The organism is Paenibacillus terrigena DSM 21567, from assembly GCF_000374845.1.
Taxonomy (GTDB): Bacteria; Bacillota; Bacilli; order Paenibacillales; family Paenibacillaceae; genus Paenibacillus_K; species Paenibacillus_K terrigena.
Genome location: NZ_KB895415.1, coordinates 516,738 through 536,911, shown reverse-complemented (window position 1 = coordinate 536,911; position 20,174 = coordinate 516,738). Strand labels below are relative to the sequence as shown.

General features: G+C 46.6%; 5 protein-coding genes. 4 read left to right on the top strand and 1 reads right to left on the bottom strand.

What is annotated here, in order from left to right; all coding sequences use genetic code 11:
• From C558_RS34270 to C558_RS32565, 4 genes are all read left to right on the top strand, one after another.
• On the top strand, positions 1–602 hold a 602-nt coding region (locus C558_RS34270; RefSeq protein ID WP_026263913.1), incomplete at its 5' end, for a cohesin domain-containing protein.
• Positions 603–743: 141 nt separating this feature from the next.
• On the top strand, positions 744–5,813 hold the full coding sequence (locus C558_RS0113920) for an Ig-like domain-containing protein (protein WP_018756894.1): 5,070 nt from the start codon (positions 744–746) through the stop codon (positions 5,811–5,813).
• A 306-nt stretch (positions 5,814–6,119) separates the two neighbouring features.
• Positions 6,120–11,822: a DUF7402 domain-containing protein gene (locus C558_RS0113915; protein ID WP_018756893.1), complete on the top strand. Its 5,703-nt coding sequence runs from the start codon at positions 6,120–6,122 to the stop codon at positions 11,820–11,822.
• A gap of 341 nt (positions 11,823–12,163) precedes the next feature.
• Positions 12,164–17,599, top strand: a complete 5,436-nt coding sequence (locus tag C558_RS32565; protein WP_018756892.1) for a LamG-like jellyroll fold domain-containing protein — start codon at positions 12,164–12,166, stop codon at positions 17,597–17,599.
• A gap of 74 nt (positions 17,600–17,673) precedes the next feature.
• Here C558_RS32565 and C558_RS0113905 read toward each other — a convergent pair whose 3' ends face one another.
• Entirely contained in the window at positions 17,674–19,962 is a 2,289-nt protein-coding gene (locus tag C558_RS0113905) for a helix-turn-helix domain-containing protein (RefSeq protein ID WP_018756891.1), read from the bottom strand.
• Positions 19,963–20,174 lie beyond the last annotated feature (212 nt).

Genomic DNA, 20,174 nt, shown 5'->3' with positions numbered 1-20,174 from the left:
AGCAAACGGCCGTGCAGCTGACAGGTCCAGCTTCGGTATTAAAGGGTGAGCCGTTTGCCGTACGCCTTGGTCTGAAGCAGGTGCATGAGCCGGTCTTTGCTCAAGATATGCTGATCCAGTACGATCCGAATCTCTACGAATTCCAGGATGCGGTCCCAATGCGCGAAGGCTTAACGGTCTACAAACAGCCATCGCAGACGCCAGGACAGCTTCGTTTGATTCTTGCAAGTCTGGGAGCGGACCATGCGATTGCACTTGATGCGGATGTCGTCGAGTTGAAATTCGTCGCGAAGCAGGTATCGCAAAGCGCAAGTGGATCGATTGCAGTGACAAGCGCTGCGCTTGGGGATGCACAGGGGCAGGAAAGCAATGCGCTTCCTGCGTCCGTGACCGTTGAAGTGACGGCGTCCATTTCGTTGCCGGGCGACGTCAACCACGACGGCAAATACTCGATTGCCGACCTTGCCATCGCAGCGGCGCATTATGGCATGACGAAGCAGCATCCGGATTGGAACAAATATAAGTCGGCCGACCTGGACGGCAATGGCGTGATCGACATCATTGACCTTGCGGCCATTGCAAGAAAAATTATTGAATCCTAAGCTTCAGATCATTAAACCGTCCGGACACCATGGTGGCCGGACGGTTACATTGCAACTCCAGAAATCATCAATTTCATGAAATGTATCTATTTTAGAGAACCGTACTTCGCTATTTCATTATTTTCTTGTAGGAGGAGTCCAGTGAAAAAATATGTTAAAAAACTAACTTCTGCGGCAATGGCTTTTACAATCCTATTCTCAACCTATACTTTTACTTTGGATGTTGCCGTTACGAATGCAAGTGCTAGCGAAGCAGGGAATATTCAGGCACAAATCTTTGTATCACCGACAGGTAATGACGCAAACCAAGGAACCTATGAACAGCCGCTTGCTACTTTAGATGGCGCTCGTAAGGCTGTTGCAAAAATTAACAGCAATATGACAGGTGATATTTATGTTTTTTTTGCAGCCGGTGATTACTACATAGCGAATACAGTAGAATTTGGTGTTGCGGATTCTGGAACAAATGGTCATAACATTATTTATCGTGAAATGGATGGACTCAATACTGTTAATTTTATTGGCGGAGAAAAGGTGGACCCTAACTCATGGAACTTAGTTAACGGTACAGCTGATCCAACTGCAAACCCGGATGGGGATTTACCAGACAGTGTTTCAGGTATGGTGTATAAAGCGTTTGTCGGCACAGGAGATTACCCAAGCAAAGACTTTAATACGCTTTATGTGAATGATACAAGACAGATTATGGCTCGTTCGCCAAACTTAAATAAACGTCCCAAATTTCCTAGCTCATTTAGTGACTATTACAAAACAACGGGTGGCGGGGCAGGTGGCTCAAACGTTACATCCATGACTTTTAATGACTCTATTCTGGATGCTAACACAAGAAACGGAATGATAAACGCAATGGCGCGCGGTGACTTTGACGCGCAGGTTTTTACAGATGATTACGGCGGAGATCGACATTGGGAAAGCAATACACTTATGCTTAGCAGTTATACCACAGGCAAGCTTACTTTTAAAACTGACCCAAACAAACCTGAATTTAACAGACCCCGATTTACGGTTGGGGACCGTAGTTCTTTCTTTGTTCAAGGCAACTTAGGATTTCTTGACCAGCCTGGCGAATTTTACTATAACAAGAAGACAGGCTATCTTTATTATTATCCAACAGGCGATATCACACAATTGGATGTCATTATACCTAAAGTAGAGACAATCGTTCTTTTCAAAGGAAATGATAAGGATAATACGGTACATAACATTCAGTTTAACGGAATCAAGTTCGCGGATACCAATTTTCCTGATTGGTATTCCCCTTATTGGAACTGGGGCGATACAGGTACGGGTATGGGGAAATATCCGCCTGAAGCTATGAATTCAACCAATCCATCTTATTCCGAAGGTATAGACCGTCCGCAATTTCAGGTTGGCATAATTAAAATGAACTATGCCTCATTTATAAATATAGAGCGTTCTCACATAAAAAACGGAGGCATGAATGGTATTTCATTGTATTTAGCAAACCATAATATTACTATTCGTGATAGTGTAATTGAGCATGTCGGTCACGATGGGATTCAAATTGAGGGTGGATATCCTGGTGACCCTATTAATGGAGGCATCAATGGAGAAGGCTACTCGAGAGATAATCTGATCGAAAACACAATTATTCATGACGTAGGTGAATTGGTGCTTTGTTCAGCAGGTATTTCAATGAACAATGCAGGCAGAAACACTGTAAACCATGTCGAGATTTACAACAGCCCTCGTAGAGGATTGCTTCTGCAAGCGGGTAATGCGAGAAATCCAAACAATGTGGGTGGTTTTGGCGACAAATTTTTAAACCGTTACAATGATTTTTATATTCATGACAATCGTTTCGAATATGTGTTTGTACATGATTGCCAACAAGACGGTGGAGATGATGGCACACTCTTTGTCGGTTGGATTTATATGGGGAAAGATCCTGAACCTAACTTTAAACGCAATTATTTTGAACAAGTTATTATTGATCAAACAGCTTCGAATCCTACGATGACAAACCTTACACCTAACAACATTAATACAGACATGGGCGCAAACGGACTAAGCTTTAAAAATGTTATGTCTACTAATTCACAGAATCTTAATTTTGAGGGAGGTTCATATTTCCAACCTGCTTATGGTGACAAAGCGCTTATTTCAGACAACACAAACTTAAATTATGGACCAGCATATGATAAAGATCCTACATTTGATCCTTCAAAAATGGAATTTGATAAAATCGGCGTAACCGCTGCTTACCCAGCGGAATATAAAACTCCTTTTGTTGCTGCCAATAAACCAACAGATATTTACTTTGAAGACAGCTTTGAGAACAAGGCAATTGATATGACAAAATGGAGCTATAAAAATACGCTTCCAAAAACGACTACGCTTTATATGGCAGGCACACCTTTACAAGATAGACGCTCTCTTATGATCGATGATTCAGGTTCTGGCAAGCCTGTATTATATAAGGATTTTCCGCAAGCCTTAAACAAAGTGGTCTCAGTAAAAGTGTTTGACCCATTTGCTGTAAATCCAACTGGCTATGATTCGGGCAGACCTTTTAACATGAAAAACTTTTATACTATGGCAAGAGCGGATGACGGAGTAAAGAGTAGAGGTATTGGAATTAATGCAAATTCAGGCAGTGTAAACTTTAATAATTATGTTTTAAATATTGATGGAGTAGAGCAGGCCACAACGGTAAAGCGTTCTAATGGTTGGCACGAATTGAAATGGGATTACACGGGAACAGGTGTCAAGATGTATATTGATGGTGTGCAAGTGTATCAAGACGCTACTGCTCTCCCATTTGACTACTTGCAATTAGGTTCTCCTAGTGGTACAGGCGCAAGCTGGTTTGATCAGGTTTATGTTTATGGGGGAATGCCAGCGCCTCCACTCGATTCAATTTCACCACAGCCTATTCCGCCTTATGATGCATCAAATGATGACAAAGCACGACTGAACCTTAATTTTGAAGACGGCATTGTGCCGAGCTTTAGTATTAAGGGCGGAACACCTCCTGTTCTGAGCGTTATAGCCGATCCTGTAAATCCAAGTAATAAAGTTCTGCAAAACGTGATCGGAGATGGGCAAAGTTATTATCAAACGAGCGCCCCTTGGAACAACTATCTTGTCAATATGAGGTGGAAATTCGTTGGCTGGGGCTTCACTAACATATTAAATCAACAATATGATAATTTTACAATTTATATCATGACAAATGGAACAGAACCAAACCCGCCAGCCTATCAGGTGATCTACCGCAGAAATAAACTTGGAACTACCGGTTTTCCTGCTGGTACACCATATTTTGAAGTTAGTAAGCACACTCCTTCAAGTGACGTCTCGCTAGGAAAGGTTGCGGTGCCAGCAGGATTCGTTGCGACGGACTGGCATAATTTCCAAATTCAGGCGGTTAGCGGTAAAGTCGGATTTTCTATAGACGGAAACAAACTATTATCGGTTAATGATGGTTCATACTCTTCTGGTGGCGTTGCCTTTGGAGGAATTAACAGCACTGTTTTACTAGATGATGTAAAGATTATTTCTAATCCGAAGTTTGTTAATTATGGTTCTAATTTTGGACTTGATAATGTAACGTTAAATGGCTCCTTTAACCCTGATTACACACAATATGAAGGGACAATAACAAATACCAACCAACCAATAACACTAACAGCACCACAAATTGTTGTACCAGGTTCTAATGTCGATGTTAAATTAAACGGAACAACACTTTCCTCTCTTTCTGCAATACCATACGAACTACCATTGCAAAACGGAATGAATACATTGATTTTCAATGAAAACACAGTCTTTGGATTAAAAAGTTATACGATCAATATCTTCAAAAACATGAAAGCAACTTCGGTTGAATGGGCACCTGAAGCGACCATTTCAGCAACGACTGATACAGCTCCGGTTTTCCCAGCAACGGTTAAGGTAAATTTTGAAGATGGTTCAACCCGAGATGTAGGCATTGTTTGGGATACGTATGACAGCAGACTTCTTCGCCAAACAGGTCAATTCACATTAAATAGTAGATTGGATTTGGATGGTAGACAGTTAGTTAACGTAAATCCAACAAAAACTTTTACAGTTTATGTAGACGGAATTCATTCAATCGACACGCTGCCGGATGTTATTACAAATCAGGGAACAGCTCCAACACTTGCATCCAGCGTAAATGTTAATTATCAATATGCAGGTGCAGTGAGTACTCCTATAACAGTTAAAACTTTAGATCCCTCGATTTATGCTAACGCCGGCACCATCATTGCGGTTGCACGAGTTGACCAATATGCGTTTGATGTTCTGCAAAAGGTGAAAGTATTGTCCGGTCAACAAGCGTTCACGCTCAGTCTGAACCAACCGTCCTACAGCCTGACCATCGGAGATACGCAGCCAACAGTTGTGTCAGCGACATACAAGGATTCCGGCACAGTGAAGGATGTCACTTCGCTCGCCGTATTCACGACGGCGGATGGGAAGATCGCCTCCGTCGATAACAAAGGGATATTGACCGGGGTAGCAGAAGGAACGACGACGATCAGCGCATCCTATGGTGGCGAAAAGGTGACGGCGCAGGTTCAAGTGACGAAGCGTGACGCGCAGCAAACGGCCGTACAGCTAACAGGTCCAGCTTCGGTCATGAAGGGCGAGCCGTTTGCCGTACGCCTCGGTCTGAAGCAGGTGCATGAGCCGGTCTTTGCGCAAGATATGCTGATCCAGTATGATCCGAATCTCTATGAATTCCAGGATGCGGTTCCGATGCGCGATGGCTTGACGGTCTACAAGCAGTCATCGCAGACACCTGGACAAATTCGTTTGATTCTTGCAAGTCTAGGGACAGATCATGCGATCGCAAGCGATGCTGATTTGATCGAGCTGAAATTTGCGGCAAAGCAAGTACCGCAAAGTGCAAGCGGATCGATTGCAGTGACAAGCGCTACAATCGGGGATGCGCAGGGGCAGGAAAGCCATGCACTTCCGGCATCCGTGACCGTAGAAGTGACGGCGTCCATTGCGTTGCCTGGCGACGTCAACCACGACGGCAAATACTCAATCGCCGACCTTGCCATCGCAGCGGCGCATTACGGCATGACCAAAGATCATCCGGATTGGAATAAGTTCAAATCTGCGGACGTGGACAGCAATGGCGTGATCGATATTGTTGACCTAGCGGCGATTGCGAAGAAAATTATTGAAGTGTAGCACCATACCCAAAACCGTTCGGACGATCGCTATCGTCCGGGCGGTTTTTTTCATACAAGAAAATCGAAAAACTCACAATCTTAATGAAAAGTGCTTTTTTTAAAGACCCGCAAAAGCCTATTTTTAGAGGAAGAGCACCTTTTTTCTGTATTCAATAGTTAGTTGATCCACTAAGGTGATATTGCAACGTACTGTTTTGATTTTTGAAACACGGGAGAGGATGCTTATCGAGTAGTTCCTACAGGTTTGTTAAGCAATGATCAACACGAAGGACTTAACAAAAAACTTAAATGGAGGAATATACGAGTGAGGAAAAAAATAAAGCAAGTTTTTACATTTTTATTAGCCAGTGCGATTGTGGTTCCATCCTTTTCGTTGGATACGAAAACGGTGGAAGCGGCTCGAACGAGCGGCACAGCGCCCTACATCAATCAATGGGCGGTTTCCGGTCCTTTTACCAAAGAGCAACCACTTGAAAACACCGTTCCTGTCATTGGCGAGTCTATTGTCGATCAGAGTAACTCAGAAACATCTACCTGGCAGTATTTCGACGACCGGATCTTCAACCGCAACTATGATGATTACAATGACCTTATGGGATATTTTGATGTAAAGCAGGGAAAGGATACAACCGACAAGTGGGTTGTCACCGCCACCTATGTATACAGCCCCAAAGCGCAAACGGTTCAGTGGCAGGTCGGCGGTTCGGGGGTGTATAAGCTATTCGCTAACGACGTGCTTAGTGGACAACAAACCTCAGCCGCATCGCGTGTGAACAAGAACGGTACCAAATATCCAATCACATTAAAACAAGGGTGGAACAAGCTTCTCATTGAAATTCAGCACAAAAACCCCGGCACGAACAAGAATTTCCTCGGTTTCTACACAAGACTTTCCGACACCAATGGCAATGAAATTTCAGGTCTCACCTATTCTGTAACGGGGCCAAACGTAACCAACAACCAACTGAAAATTGTTACGCAGGGCCTTGATGTTGATAAAAATGCGTTTGAAGCCCGCAATGCCAATGTCCCGGCTAACGACTATCCGTCCAACACGCTGCCATACGCTTACGACGAAAATCCATATGTATGGATGGTTGGTAAAATTGACGGGAAGGAGAACACATCATCCATTACCCCACAGGCATCTCCTTTTACATTCCAGGCTGCGGGCGGAAATCCCGGCTACACCTGGGGAATTGTGGAGGGAGCATTGCCGCCAGGTCTGACATTGGCAGCAGACGGTCACATTGAAGGTGCCGTTGCAGACGGCGCTCATGGTACATCGCAAAAGGATTACATTTTCTCCGTGAAAGTAACAGACGCCCAAGGTCTTACTGCAACAGAGCAATATTCCATAACCGTTAAGAAAAACCCGGTGGATTGGTTTATTGAGGGCAAAATGTCGGCCCTGTCGCACACCACAGGCACAATGCCGAACCTTTATGACCCGAACTTTAACTATGACGTGTGGGCACAGACCGCGAAAGAAATGGGTATGACCATGCTTTCGACAGAAACCTTGCAAAATACGGTCTACTACTGGCCGTCATCCAACGCAAACTTAACCCCGAGCGACAGTAACAAAATATACAAATACAATGCTTTGTACCAGTCTGAGGACGGCAAATGGCAGGTTAAAGACCGAGTGATGCAAGCCAAGCAGGCTGCAGAGCGTTACGGCTTGAAATTCGGCGTGTACGTGTCGTCACTATACGAAGGCAGAGAGATCTTAGAGAGCGATATCCAAGGTTTGGTCGCAAGATACAACCCATGGTATCTCTTTGCCGATGGCGGACCCGAGAGCTATTCGAATGTCGACGTAGCATGGAGTTCTGCCCGTAACTATAACGACCGTGTATTGATTGATGCCAACCCTAATGCTCAGACCGGCGACCAAGATATTACGCTTTACGAGCGTCCATTCTGGCACAGTGAACCTTATAACGACGGCGGCTGGAGAAACGGTATTTTGCCGCAAACAAGAAAAGTTGCCCATGAGGAATGGAACGACCCGTATACAACCGCATTGGATGTATGGACAATTTACGCCAAAGGCAATGAACGCGATAATTGGGCGGAAGCAACAAAGGAACTCATTAATCAATACGGACACGGTTATGTCATGAATTATGACTCGTCCATCACGGTTACCCGCGGTATGGATAACCTGAGCAGCAATTTGGATAACAACAACATCTTCTCGATGGTGCCGATTTCCTCGCAGCAATTGTCGGATATGCGTACTTCCATTGTAGAGTGGATGAATAATGTCGGCGGTCCTGACTTACGTGAGTCTCTGTACGGCACCATGCCATACACGATGGATTACACCAAGAAAACAGGCTGGTATGCCGACCCGAAGATGGCGATTGCTCATGGTCAGGGTCCAGACTGGGGTTACGCCATGTCCCGCGACCAGTACGTCTATATGCACATGATCAAAAACCTTATTTCCGGCGTGAGCAAGATAGGATTTACCGGTCAAGCCTCGATGAGCGGAATTGGTCCCTTTAATGACCCGGTGAATAAGGTTGAGTGGCTGAACAAAGGCGTTTCTCTGCCCTTCACGACGCAACAAAGCAATGGCAAATACTACATCACTATTGACACTTCAAGCGTAGTTGCCGATCCGATCGACACGATCTTGAAAATTACAACCGAAGACCCTACAAGAAATTTTGCGATGACAAGTGTGAAGTTGTTCAGCAGCCAGACATCAACAGACAAGCTGCAACTTAGAGCGGAGTCTTATATGAATAACTACACCAATGTTTTCGCACCTGCTACGCTTCGTTACACAAGTGACAATACAAGCGTTGCAACGGTAGAAGCTGCAACAGGTTTAGTATCAGCTGCCGGTGACGGTAAAGCTACAATCACAGTTACAGCAACCTATAGTGATGGTGTGAACGCTCCTCAGGTGAAGACTGACACTTATCCTGTAAAGGTATCGGGCGGTGTGATTTCGGCTACGCTTCCGCTTGTTGGCGTGAATATGTACACGAACGGCAATTTGTACTGGGGTCAATTCTCCATGAACAAAGACCTTCCTGTGACATTCCAAGGCTTTACGCAAAAAGGCGGCGCGGTTGATATTCTGGGCGGCACAAATATCAAATACCACTATGCAACCGTTGACGGTAACCGCAATAATCCCACAGGCAAAATCATCGTCACGGAAGTACCAGCAGATCAAGTACCGTTTGTTGTCAACGGCAACACGATGCAATTTACAGGTAAAGTTTCCGCTCCTACGATGTACAGCTACTGGGCTGACATCACGGTAGACGGAAAGACGTATACATCGACGCGTAACTACATTACACTTATCCCGGATGCCAATGTTGCAGCTGGCATTACGCCGACTGTTACAAGCGACAGCGCTAACGCTGCAAAATTATCTGACGGCATCATCAACGATGTAACCGGCGGTAATCTCGCAAAGTGGGCAGCGCAGGCAACGGATAATAATCCAAGCATTACATATGACTTGGGGAAACTGCATGATCTTACCCGCGTGAATGTATTCTTCAACCATCATATGCCGAATGCTGACTACGTTACTTACTACAATGTACCTAGCAAAGTAAAGATTGAGTATAGCGTTGACGGTGTCAATTGGATAGCAGGTCATGAAACAAACACTTTGTCGGGCGGTGGACTACCAACATCGAGAAATACATTGGCCGTTCCGAAAAGCGATACAACTTTGTATGCTTGGGAGCAAGATGGCCTGTATTACAACTATCCGGTTGATCCAAGCAAACCTAGCGTGAAGGCGCGCTATGTAAGAGTTTCCTTCCCTGGCGGCGGTCAAGGCGGCAGCCCGGTCGATGTGCTCGAGGTTAAGGTATTCGCATCAGGAGATTTATCGGCACTTGGGTCACTTAAACTTGATCCAAAAATCGGAACGGATAACAAAACGGTAACGGTGGATGTACAAGGTTATTCCTTCTTAGGGGATCCGCTAGATCTAACGAATGCGAAAATCTCATTCACAAGCGACAAACCGTCCGTTGCTTCCGTTGGCGCAAATGGGATCATTACAGCGGGGACAGCAGGGAAAGCGAAGATCCAAGTCATCGCAACACTTGGCAGTTATAGCGCGAGCGGTTATTTCATTGTAGATGTTGACGCTGACGGCAAATTTCAACTGAATCCTTATCTAAGCGAAGTAAAGCTAACGCTGGATCGTAGCACAATCAAGAAGAACGAACCGATCATAGCCGCGTTAAAGGGAACATTAAACACGGGCGAACAGGCTGACTTATCTGCAGCGACTGTTGAATATGTTTTCAGCGATCCGAGATTAGAGGTCGTCCCGGGCAGTAATACCATTATCGTAAAAGATGCAGTTACGAAGACATTCCAATCGACGGTGAAAGGAACCGTCACGCTTCAGGGCGTAGCGGTGGATACCAATGAGGCAACAATTACGGCTCAAAGCGTGAATGTAGCTGGCATCGCGAATGTATCCGTATCGTCCGTAAGGGATCGAAATGGCGATCCGAACGGAAATAATCAAGATGACCGGTATTTGGGCGTAAAAGCTACGGATGGGAATAAATCGACGACTTGGGCGGCGAAGAAAGCAGACAAATCGCCTTGGATAAAACTTCAATTCCCTGAGAATAAACAAATAAGCCATGTTAACTTGATTGACCGAGGACACGACGTGAATCAGATCGTTGAAGGTCTTCTGGAATGGGAAGGCGGCAGCAAAAAGGTCGTCAATATGAAGTGGGAAGGTCAACCGGATAATATTGTGACATTCGAAACACCAATAACGACAAGCTGGATTAAATTTACGATTGACCCTGACAATAAATACAATAATCCAGCCGATGCAGAATGCGGATTGGCAGAATTTGAGGTTTATGAAGCACAGCAAACCATAAAATCTATCGTCGATTACAAATCGGTTGCAGTAGATACGAACATCGGTGTCATTCCTGTTCTTCCGGCACAGGTTGAAGCCGTCTACAACGATGGAACGACAGGGCTCGTGGACGTTGCTTGGGAACCGATTACCAAAGAGATGGTTGCCAAAGCGGGTGTATTTACCGCTCAAGGAACGGTCGCAGGCAGCACTGTCAAAGCAAAAGCGACGTACAGAGTCGCCGGTCAACCGGCCGAAGCGTTTACGCTTAGTCTGAATCAACCGTCCTACAGTATAGCTATTGGCGATAAACTGCCAACAGTTGTGACAGCAACCTATGGCGACTCCGGTACGGTGAAGGATGTCACTTCGCTCGCCGTATTCACGATCGCAGATAGAACAATTGCTGCCATCGATAATAAAGGCGTATTAACGGGGATCGCAGAAGGAAGCACGACGATCAGCGCATCCTATGGCGGCGAAACGGTAACGGCGCAGGTGCAAGTAACGAAGCGTGATGCGCAGCAAACGGCTGTTCAGCTGACAGGTCCTGCTTCGGTATTGAAGGGCGATTTATTTACTGTTCGCCTTGGTCTGAAGCAGGTGCATGAACCGGTCTTTGCACAAGATATGCTGATCCAGTATGATCCGAATCTCTATGAATTCCAGGATGCGGTTCCGATACGCGATGGCTTAACGGTATACAAACAGCCAACGCAGACGCCTGGACAAATTCGTTTGATTCTTGCAAGTCTAGGGACAGATCATGCGATCGCAAGCGATGCTGATTTGATCGAGCTGAAATTTGCGGCAAAGCAAGTACCGCAAAGTGCAAGCGGATCGATTGCAGTGACAAGTGCAACGATCGGGGATGCGCAAGGGCAGGAAAGCAATGCGCTTCCGACGTCGGTGACCGTTGAAGTGACGGCTACGCCTGAATTGCCGGGCGACGTCAACCACGACGGCAAATACTCAATCGCCGACCTTGCCATCGCAGCGGCACATTACGGCATGACTCAGCAGCATCCAGAATGGAACAAGTTTAAGTCGGCTGACGTGGACGGCAATGGCGTGATCGACATTGTTGACCTTGCGGCGATTGCAAAGAAAATTATTGAAGCCTAGTAACACATCTAACACAAACCGCTCGGACGATCGCGATCGTCCGAGCGGTTTTTCTCATCAATTTAATGAAAAGTGCTTATTTTAAAGATACGCGATCGCTATTTTTCAGAGGAAGATCTACTTTTTTCTGTATTCAAGATGTTTCAGATCCATTAGTGTAAAGGTGCAAATAAGCAGGACTTCATATTTTTGATCATGATGGATGATGTGTATTGGGGTGTATCGGCTTGAGGAGCTCGACAAGAAGATGAACTTGAAATTGCTCGCAGGGCGACAAAGGAGGGTGGGATATCCCTGCTCACGCAAATGAAAAAGGAGAAGAGGAACAGGAGGTAAGGACTTTGAAAAAATTAAAACGAGCAGTGGCCGGCTTGCTAAGCATAGCTATTGCCCTGTCAATGGGCGTGTCGCCAGCGGCAGCATTACAGCAGCAGGATTCGTCGGCGGATGCTGCACCGCCGCAGTTGACGATCGCCTCATACAATATCGCAGCCAATCAGCATCCCGATCTAGGGAAAATTGCGAGTCTGCTGCGACTACACAACGTAGACGTTGCCGGATTTCAAGAGGTGGATGTTTATACGTCCCGAAACAATACAGACATGCTAGAAGTGATTCGCAACAAGGGGGGGTTTGCTGCGAAATCGTTCCGAAAGAATATTGATTACGGCGGTGGGGCATATGGCGTGGGCATTGTTGCCGATTATGCAATCGTTCAGGAAAGCGGTGCAGCTCTCGAGTCCGGCAGGTACGAGGGCCGAGGCTACCAGCGCGCTGAGATGAAAGTTGGCGGCAAAACGATTGCTGTTTACAATACGCATCTGACATGGGAGGATCAGAACATCCGCCGTGTGCAGATGGAAGCGGTGCGCAATGCAATGGAAGCCGACACGGCCGAATATAAAGTTCTGACCGGCGACTTCAACGCACAGGAGAATAACGACGAGTTTGACTTGTTCCTGGGGGAGTTCAATATTGCCAACGGGTATAAGGGAAAGTGGCTTGATACCTACATCCCGGTTGATGCAAGCATGCAGACGAATGCGATTGACAACATTATCACAACGCGCAACATGCGTGTGGTCGAGGTAAAGGCCGACGATGGAGAGGGTATTGGTTCGGATCACCGGCTGCTGCTGGCGACCTATGAACTACTGGATGAATCCGAGGTTTCAACGCAACTGCTGGATAAAAAGCTAGTTAAGGCTAAGGCGCTGCTGCAGAAGACCAACTTATATACTGAAAAGTCGCTAGCCGCGCTGGCGGAAGCTGTGAGTAAAGTAGAAAGCGCTACCAATACCTCAACGCAGGATGCTGTCAATAAAGAGGTCGATGCGCTCGAGGCTGCAATCAAGGCTCTGGAGCCAGTACCGGCTGATATGGTCGCGCACTGGTCATTTGATGGGGTCGATCCGCTTAAGGATCAGACCGGCCGAGGCAACGACGGTAAGGCGGTCGGTAAAGTCGCTTATGAGAAAAGTCTGACCAATCTCGGCCAGGCACTTTCGACCAAGGACGGCTATGTTTCGGTTGCCAAAATGACCGAAGATCTGAAACTTGGAACGGATAATTATTCGGTCGCATTCTGGTATAAGGCGTCCAATCCGGGTACATGGTCGGCCGTGCTCGGCGATAAGGACTGGAACAGTGGCGGTAATCCCGGCATGGCTGTGGTTCAGGGCCAGGGGCAGTTCTATACCACCTTTGCACCAGCTAATAAGAGCGCCAGATACGAGAACATCGTTCCTGGTACGGCAGGGAAGGTTTACGACGGTAATTGGCATTACGTTGCTGCAACGCTGGACCGTTCGGGTGACAGCCTACTGTATGTAGACGGCAAGCAGATCGCGTCCACCTCGTTAAAGAAGGCGAAAGGCGAGTCTGCAACCACTAACCTTCCGTTCAACATCGGTGCGGATGGTGCGGGCGGTTATCGCATCAATTCACTAATTGACGAAGTCAAGGTCTATCGTGTAGTACTTACACCGGAAGAGATCGTACAGGAATATGAGGCTAATCGTAACAATTCGCAGGATATGATGAAGGATGCGGTAGCTAAAGTAGAGAAGAATCTAGCCAATATGGTGATCGATCCGGCGACATCGACCCAGATGCCGGAGTACACATTGGCAGGTGGAGAGATCACAGCCAAGCTGTTTGCCAGTGAAAATGATATCGTGATCAATGACAAGGGCAAGATTCTTCATCAGCCGCTGGTCGATAAGAAGGTACAGATCACCTATGTGGTAAAGAACACGAAGGATGGTAAGGAAGAATTGGTTCAGAACAAGTGGATCACCGTCAGGGGTTCCGGCACCACCGGTTCAAATCCGATGCCAAAGGTTGTCCCGTCTCTACAGGAATGGCGCGGTGAGAACGGCGGCACGTTTGCACTAAAGGAAGGATCGCGCATCATTGTTTCGGCCACTGAAAGTACAAAGCTGCGTAAGGCTGCCGAAATTACGAAATCGGATATTAAGGAATTATTTGATCTGAATGTACATATTTCCGAAGATGCCCCGCGCTCAGGCGACATTGTCTTGACAATGACCCAAGCTGAAGCGAACCTCGGTGAGCAAGGCTACACGATGGAAGTCGGCGACTATGTTACCATCACAGGCAATGCCTATCGCGGCGTCTTTTTTGGTACTAGAAGTGTCCTGCAGGGAATACTGACATCGGGTAACCAGACCATCGCAAAAGGGGTGGCAGCGGACTATCCGAACTATGAAATACGTAAGTTCATGCTCGATATCGGCCGTAAATACTTTCCTATGTGGTATTTGAAAGACGTCGTGAAGTATGCTGCCTGGTATAAGTTTACCGATTTTCAGGCGCATCTGAGTGAAGATACTTTTAATAATTATAGCGCATTCCGCCTGGAATCGAAGATCCCGCACCTGACCAGTACAGACGGTCATTACACCAAAGAGGAATACCGTCAGTTCCAGTATGACGCTATGGACTATGGCGTACGCATCATCACGGAGATCGACGGTCCCGCACATGCGCGGCAGTTCATCAATCTGGGTAAGTATCCGGATTCCCCTGAGAAATATAAGAATCTGGGTATGGATGCGACACACTTTGACCTGAGGGCTAACGGTGCAAGACAAAAGGTATTTGATCTGATGGACGAAGTGCTGGAAGAGTATCTCGGCGGCACGGACCCAGTCATTGTAACGGATGCATTCGATGTCGGCATGGACGAGTACTCTGGCAACAAAAATGATCTACGCGCCTATGCTGAGCATATGTACGATAAACTGATGAACACCTATCACGTGCAGCCGTTTGCTTGGGATTCGGATGCTTCACTTCGGAATGAGGCGTATCCCGATCTCCCTACAGAACCGATTATCAACTTCTGGAAATGGGAAGAAGTGACGGGCGGCGTTAAGGCCTTAATGGATCAGGGTCATCGAATTGTAAACGGCGACCACCGTTGGTATATCGTACCAGGTGGCCAGATCGGCTTCTCGGATTTTTTAGATCAAGAGCGTCTGTATCGTGAGCTAAGCGCGGGCGATATGACCGGCTGGTACGGCGGTGGCATGGTATTCCCGGAAGGGCATCCGAACATCATTGGCGGCACCAGCTTGATCTGGAACGATAGAGGCATGTTCGCTGGCTTTACGGTATACGATATCTTTGCAAGACAGCAGAGCCAGATTCCGATATTCTCACAGACCTACTGGTATGGACGCGAAGAGGGAGAATCCTATGCGCAGTTCAAGGAAAAGGTCGATACGGTCGGTGTCGGTCCAGGCTTGGATAACTTGAATAAAGCGATCAAATCGAACGGCAGCCTGGTCTATGACTTTAATATGGAAAAGCTGGACGGTATAACGGTTCGGGATCAGTCACCCAACGGCTATGACGCTACCGTGACCAACGGCACACTGACCGATGGCATCGAGGGAAAGCAGTTGACCTTTCGTGGCGACGGTTATCTGAAGGCGAAGCATTCCGCACTGAAATGGCCGTATACCGCGATGTTCGATCTGACGATCGATGAGGAGCAGACTGGAGATATAACACTTTTTGAAGAAGAAATGCCGGTGCAGCAAGGCGCTATACAGAGCGGCAAACCAACCGGACATGAAAAACGGTCGATTACGCTGAAGAATCAGGGCGATGGCACCTACGCCCTCACTTATTCCCGTGAAGCCTTTACCTTCAAGCATGATTATACCTTTGAGAAAGGCCGCGCTTATCGGATCGCATTTGTATCGGATGAAGCCAAGCGGAAATCTGATTTTACTGATTTTGAGCAGACCAACAAGCTGTATGTGAACGGTGAACTGGTCTCTACGCTGTATGGCCCGAAAAAGCCAGAAGACTTCACTGGACAATACTGGTGGGTAGATTCTCCATCGCTGAATATGCCATTGGAGAAAATCGGTTACGGTCTGGTTGGCAGCCTGGATAATTTCAAACTGTATAATTATGTCATGTCCGATCAGGAGGTCAAGGAAGCAGCAGTCGATTTTGGCGGTTCCACAGAAGTTGAAGATAAGAATATCGCGTTGAATAAACCTGCGACGGCATCTTCTTTCAAAAACAACAGCATGATTGCTGCAAATGCAACAGACGGTAATTTGGGAACGCGCTGGGGCTCCAACTATAGCAGCAACAACAATGAACCTAGCAAAACAGAGTGGCTCAGGATCGATTTGGGCGGTGAGTATTCCCTGCGTGAAGTCATACTCCATTGGGAGAAAGCATATGCCGAAGAATACCAGATTCAGGTTTCTCTGGACGGTGAAACCTTCAAGGACGCCAAAGTGATTACCAATGGTAAGGGTGGCGAAGAGACTATCCTTCTGGACAATATCCCGGCACGTTATCTTCGTATTCTTTTCACCAAGCATCATCCCTCTGAGGACAGCTGGCAGTGGAACTACGGTTATTCTCTGTTCGAAGTTGAAGTCTACCAGAGCCAGCAGAGAGATTTGCTGCTGCTTGCAGTCCAAAGAGCAAAAGAAGCTTTGGGAGCGTACCAGCCTGGCAATAATACCGGTCAGATACCTGAAGCTCGTTATAAAGAACTGCAAGACCAGATCAAGCAAGCGGAAGATGCCGCCAAAGATCCCGCTCTTACAGCAGACGCTGCAAAGGCACATCGAGCTGCTATGCAGAAGATTATTGACAACATTGGCGATGAAGTGATTCAGATCGCCGCCGTCAAGCTGACAGGCCCGGCTTTGGTCATGAAGGGCGAGCCGTTTACCGTGCGTCTCGGCCTGAAGCAGGTACATGAGCCGATTTTTGCTCAAGATATGCTAGTCCAGTACGATCCGAACCTTTATGAATTCAAGGAAGCGGTCGCAGCTCTCGATGGCTTGACAGTCTATACACAGCCGGCGCAGACACCGGGACAACTTCGTTTGATTATCGCAAGTCTAGGAGCAGACCATGCGATCACGAATGATGCGGACGTAGTAGAACTGAAATTTGCAGCGAAGCAAGTACCGCAGAGCGCAAGCGGGACGATCGCGGTAACAAGCGCGTCGATCGGGAATGCGGAAGGTCATGAGAGCGCAGCGCTACCGGCATCCGTGACCGTTGAAGTGACTGCGACCATTGAATTGCCTGGCGACGTCAACCACGACGGCAAATACTCAATCGCCGACCTTGCGATTGCAGCGGCGCATTATGGCATGACCAAAGAGCATCCGGATTGGAACAAATATAAGTCGGCCGATATGGACGGCAATGGCGTCATCGACATTGTTGACCTTGCGGCGATTGCGAAGAAAATTATTGAAGCTTAGCAACATCAAAAAACCGTTCGGACTAATGCTTAGTCCGGACGGTTTTTCTCATTCAACCATCAATTGATTTCCGATCAACTCGTTTCTTGTACCTCTTGTTGATCGTCGCTTTTGATCAATACTTTATATTGCGTGAGCGATAGGCCGAAATGCTTCTTGAACAGCGTATAGAAATAATTCAGATCTTCCCAGCCGCATTGCTCCAGAATCTCTTTGGTCGACAAGTTGGAATCGTTCAGCAATTGTTTGACCCGAGCCATTCGAACTTTTGTAATGTATTCGGCAACGGATTCGCCTGTCGACTCTTTGAAGACTCTTCCCAAATAAACGTTCGACATTTGAAACTCCTCGGCAAGGATGCTTAGATTCAGGTTTTTATCTTGGTACTGATCCTCTATCAATTTCTTAATACGATCCACGACGATTTTGCGTTTGTTATGTTTTACGGCGTCTGCAGTCAAGACGATTTCGTTAAACAAAGATTCGAACGTCTGGTGAATCTCTTCAACCGTCTCGAAATAGTCTATTTTGGAAAAAAACGTGTGAAACGCGTTCGATATTCGTGAATTGTTATTGTTATCTGCAACGGAATGATAGGAACTGCTGACCATGAACATGAGATGGATGTAAGAGGACAGCATCGTTTCGTAGGGCGCATCGACCAAAGCTTGAACAAATTCATCAAAGTACTTCCTGACCTTATCCAGATGTCCGAGTCTGAGCGAATCTAGCAGCAACTTAACCTTTCCTTCAGGGAAAGGCGACGGTTCCGAGCGGATCGAAGATCGAATGGCTGGCGTAAGAATGCTGCCATGTCCGGCAATCATCCGGTACAACGATATAGCGAACGTATCAGAATATGCCTCGCTAAGCAGGGCGCGGGACTCGATGGGCGCGCTGACGGCGGCAGAAATCGAGAAATTCAAATATTCCTGTACCAAATTTTGGATGTTCTGCACTAGGGTTAGAATATCTGCCGACTCTTCTTCTTGACCTGAGGATTCCAGGAGCAATACGAGCTTGTCGGCATCCATTTCAACCACATCGCCGGTCAAATGACCGGACAGCGTCGTTTCCATGATGTTCGCGATGGCGTATTTCAGCAGACTGCGCTCTCTCTCATTATACTTGTCCAGAAACATTCGATAATGATCCAGACGAAATACAATGATCCGAAGGGGTCCGGCCAGATTCGTCTTGATGCCGAGCTCCGCCTTTATAGATGGCAGTTCTGTATGGCTCACATCCTTATTCCCCAGCAACCGATCCTTCAACCAATGGTTTCGTAAGGATAGACGTTGATTCCGCTGTTTCTGCTCCCATTCATCGCTCTTCAGACGAACGGTTTCAAGCAGCTTTCCGAACGGAGAATAGATCGACTTGGACATGATGAGGGAAAAGAGAAATCCCAGGAGCAGCACGATGATGCTGATGAATAGGGTTGAGGACTTAACTGCATCCACGGGAGACATGAATGTTTTGTCTGAGATCCGGCTAATGAATTTCCAATTCAACGCTTGTGAAGACACGAAGGCAATAGTATAGGATTGGCCGTCGATATTTGTCTTAAAGGTGCCCGAAGCATGATCTGAAGCAATGACGGTTTGAACATACGACTCATCCCGAATGTTTCGCAGAAACATTCCTTCTGAAGCATGATTTACGACAGTTCCATTCGGATCGACCACGATGATATCGTTCTCTGCAGCTTCGGTTTTGTTATCTAATGAAGCGATAAGCTCACGGAGGGCATTCGACTTAATATTAACAACGACCGCTTCGCTCGGATGTTTGTCAGAATACGTCTGGAAAGGCAGGATGTATGAATATACGTTGATGAATTCTGAAGGGGAATTTGCACTTGGAATTATGCGGGCTATCGGCATGGTGGGCGAATTATGGCTATCCCACTTCTGAAGCAGGTTGATCACATCCTGATCGTAAAAACGATCTGTGGAATAGAATCCTCCATCCTCTGTCGAGGCGATCCGGTCTAATGGGAGAGAGATGGTGTATACCGAATGCACGTAATCATTCGTGACGACGAGCATATCCAAATTTCGCAGAGCGTTGTCTAGCACCATCTTGTCTTCGTTCTTTTGATAAAGGAGGTTGGAAACGTTAGGTCCGACAATGACGGATGACATGAATTTATGCGCCAAATTATCCATGTAATTCATGCTGTAGCTAATCTGATTGAGCATCGATGTTCTCAGCCTGTTCTCGTTAGCTAGAGAAGCTGTACTGTAATTGCGGTACAAGAGGACGGATAGACCGAGGATCAGAATCGTGACGGTGATGGTAAATGCCAATAGCAATTTCGTATATAATCGATTAGATTGCAACTTGAATGGAATAGACATACCAGACCTCCTTTTGTCTATGACTTTCTTTCTACATTCGAATCGGTATTCCTGCGGATGTATCCATAATTCATGTAGGAAATCCAAATATTATTGAAAAGTTTAAATTTTAAAGAACGATCATAGCGAGTTATCGAAGGAAAATATGCTTTTTTCTGTATGAATGGCATCTATCAACGATTATTGTGAAATGGAATTCGAAATAACAAGAC

Coding starts and splice junctions, on each gene's coding strand:
- C558_RS0113905 (WP_018756891.1), bottom strand. CDS start 19,962: ATGTCTATTCCATTCAAGTTGCAATCTAATCGATTATATACGAAATTG.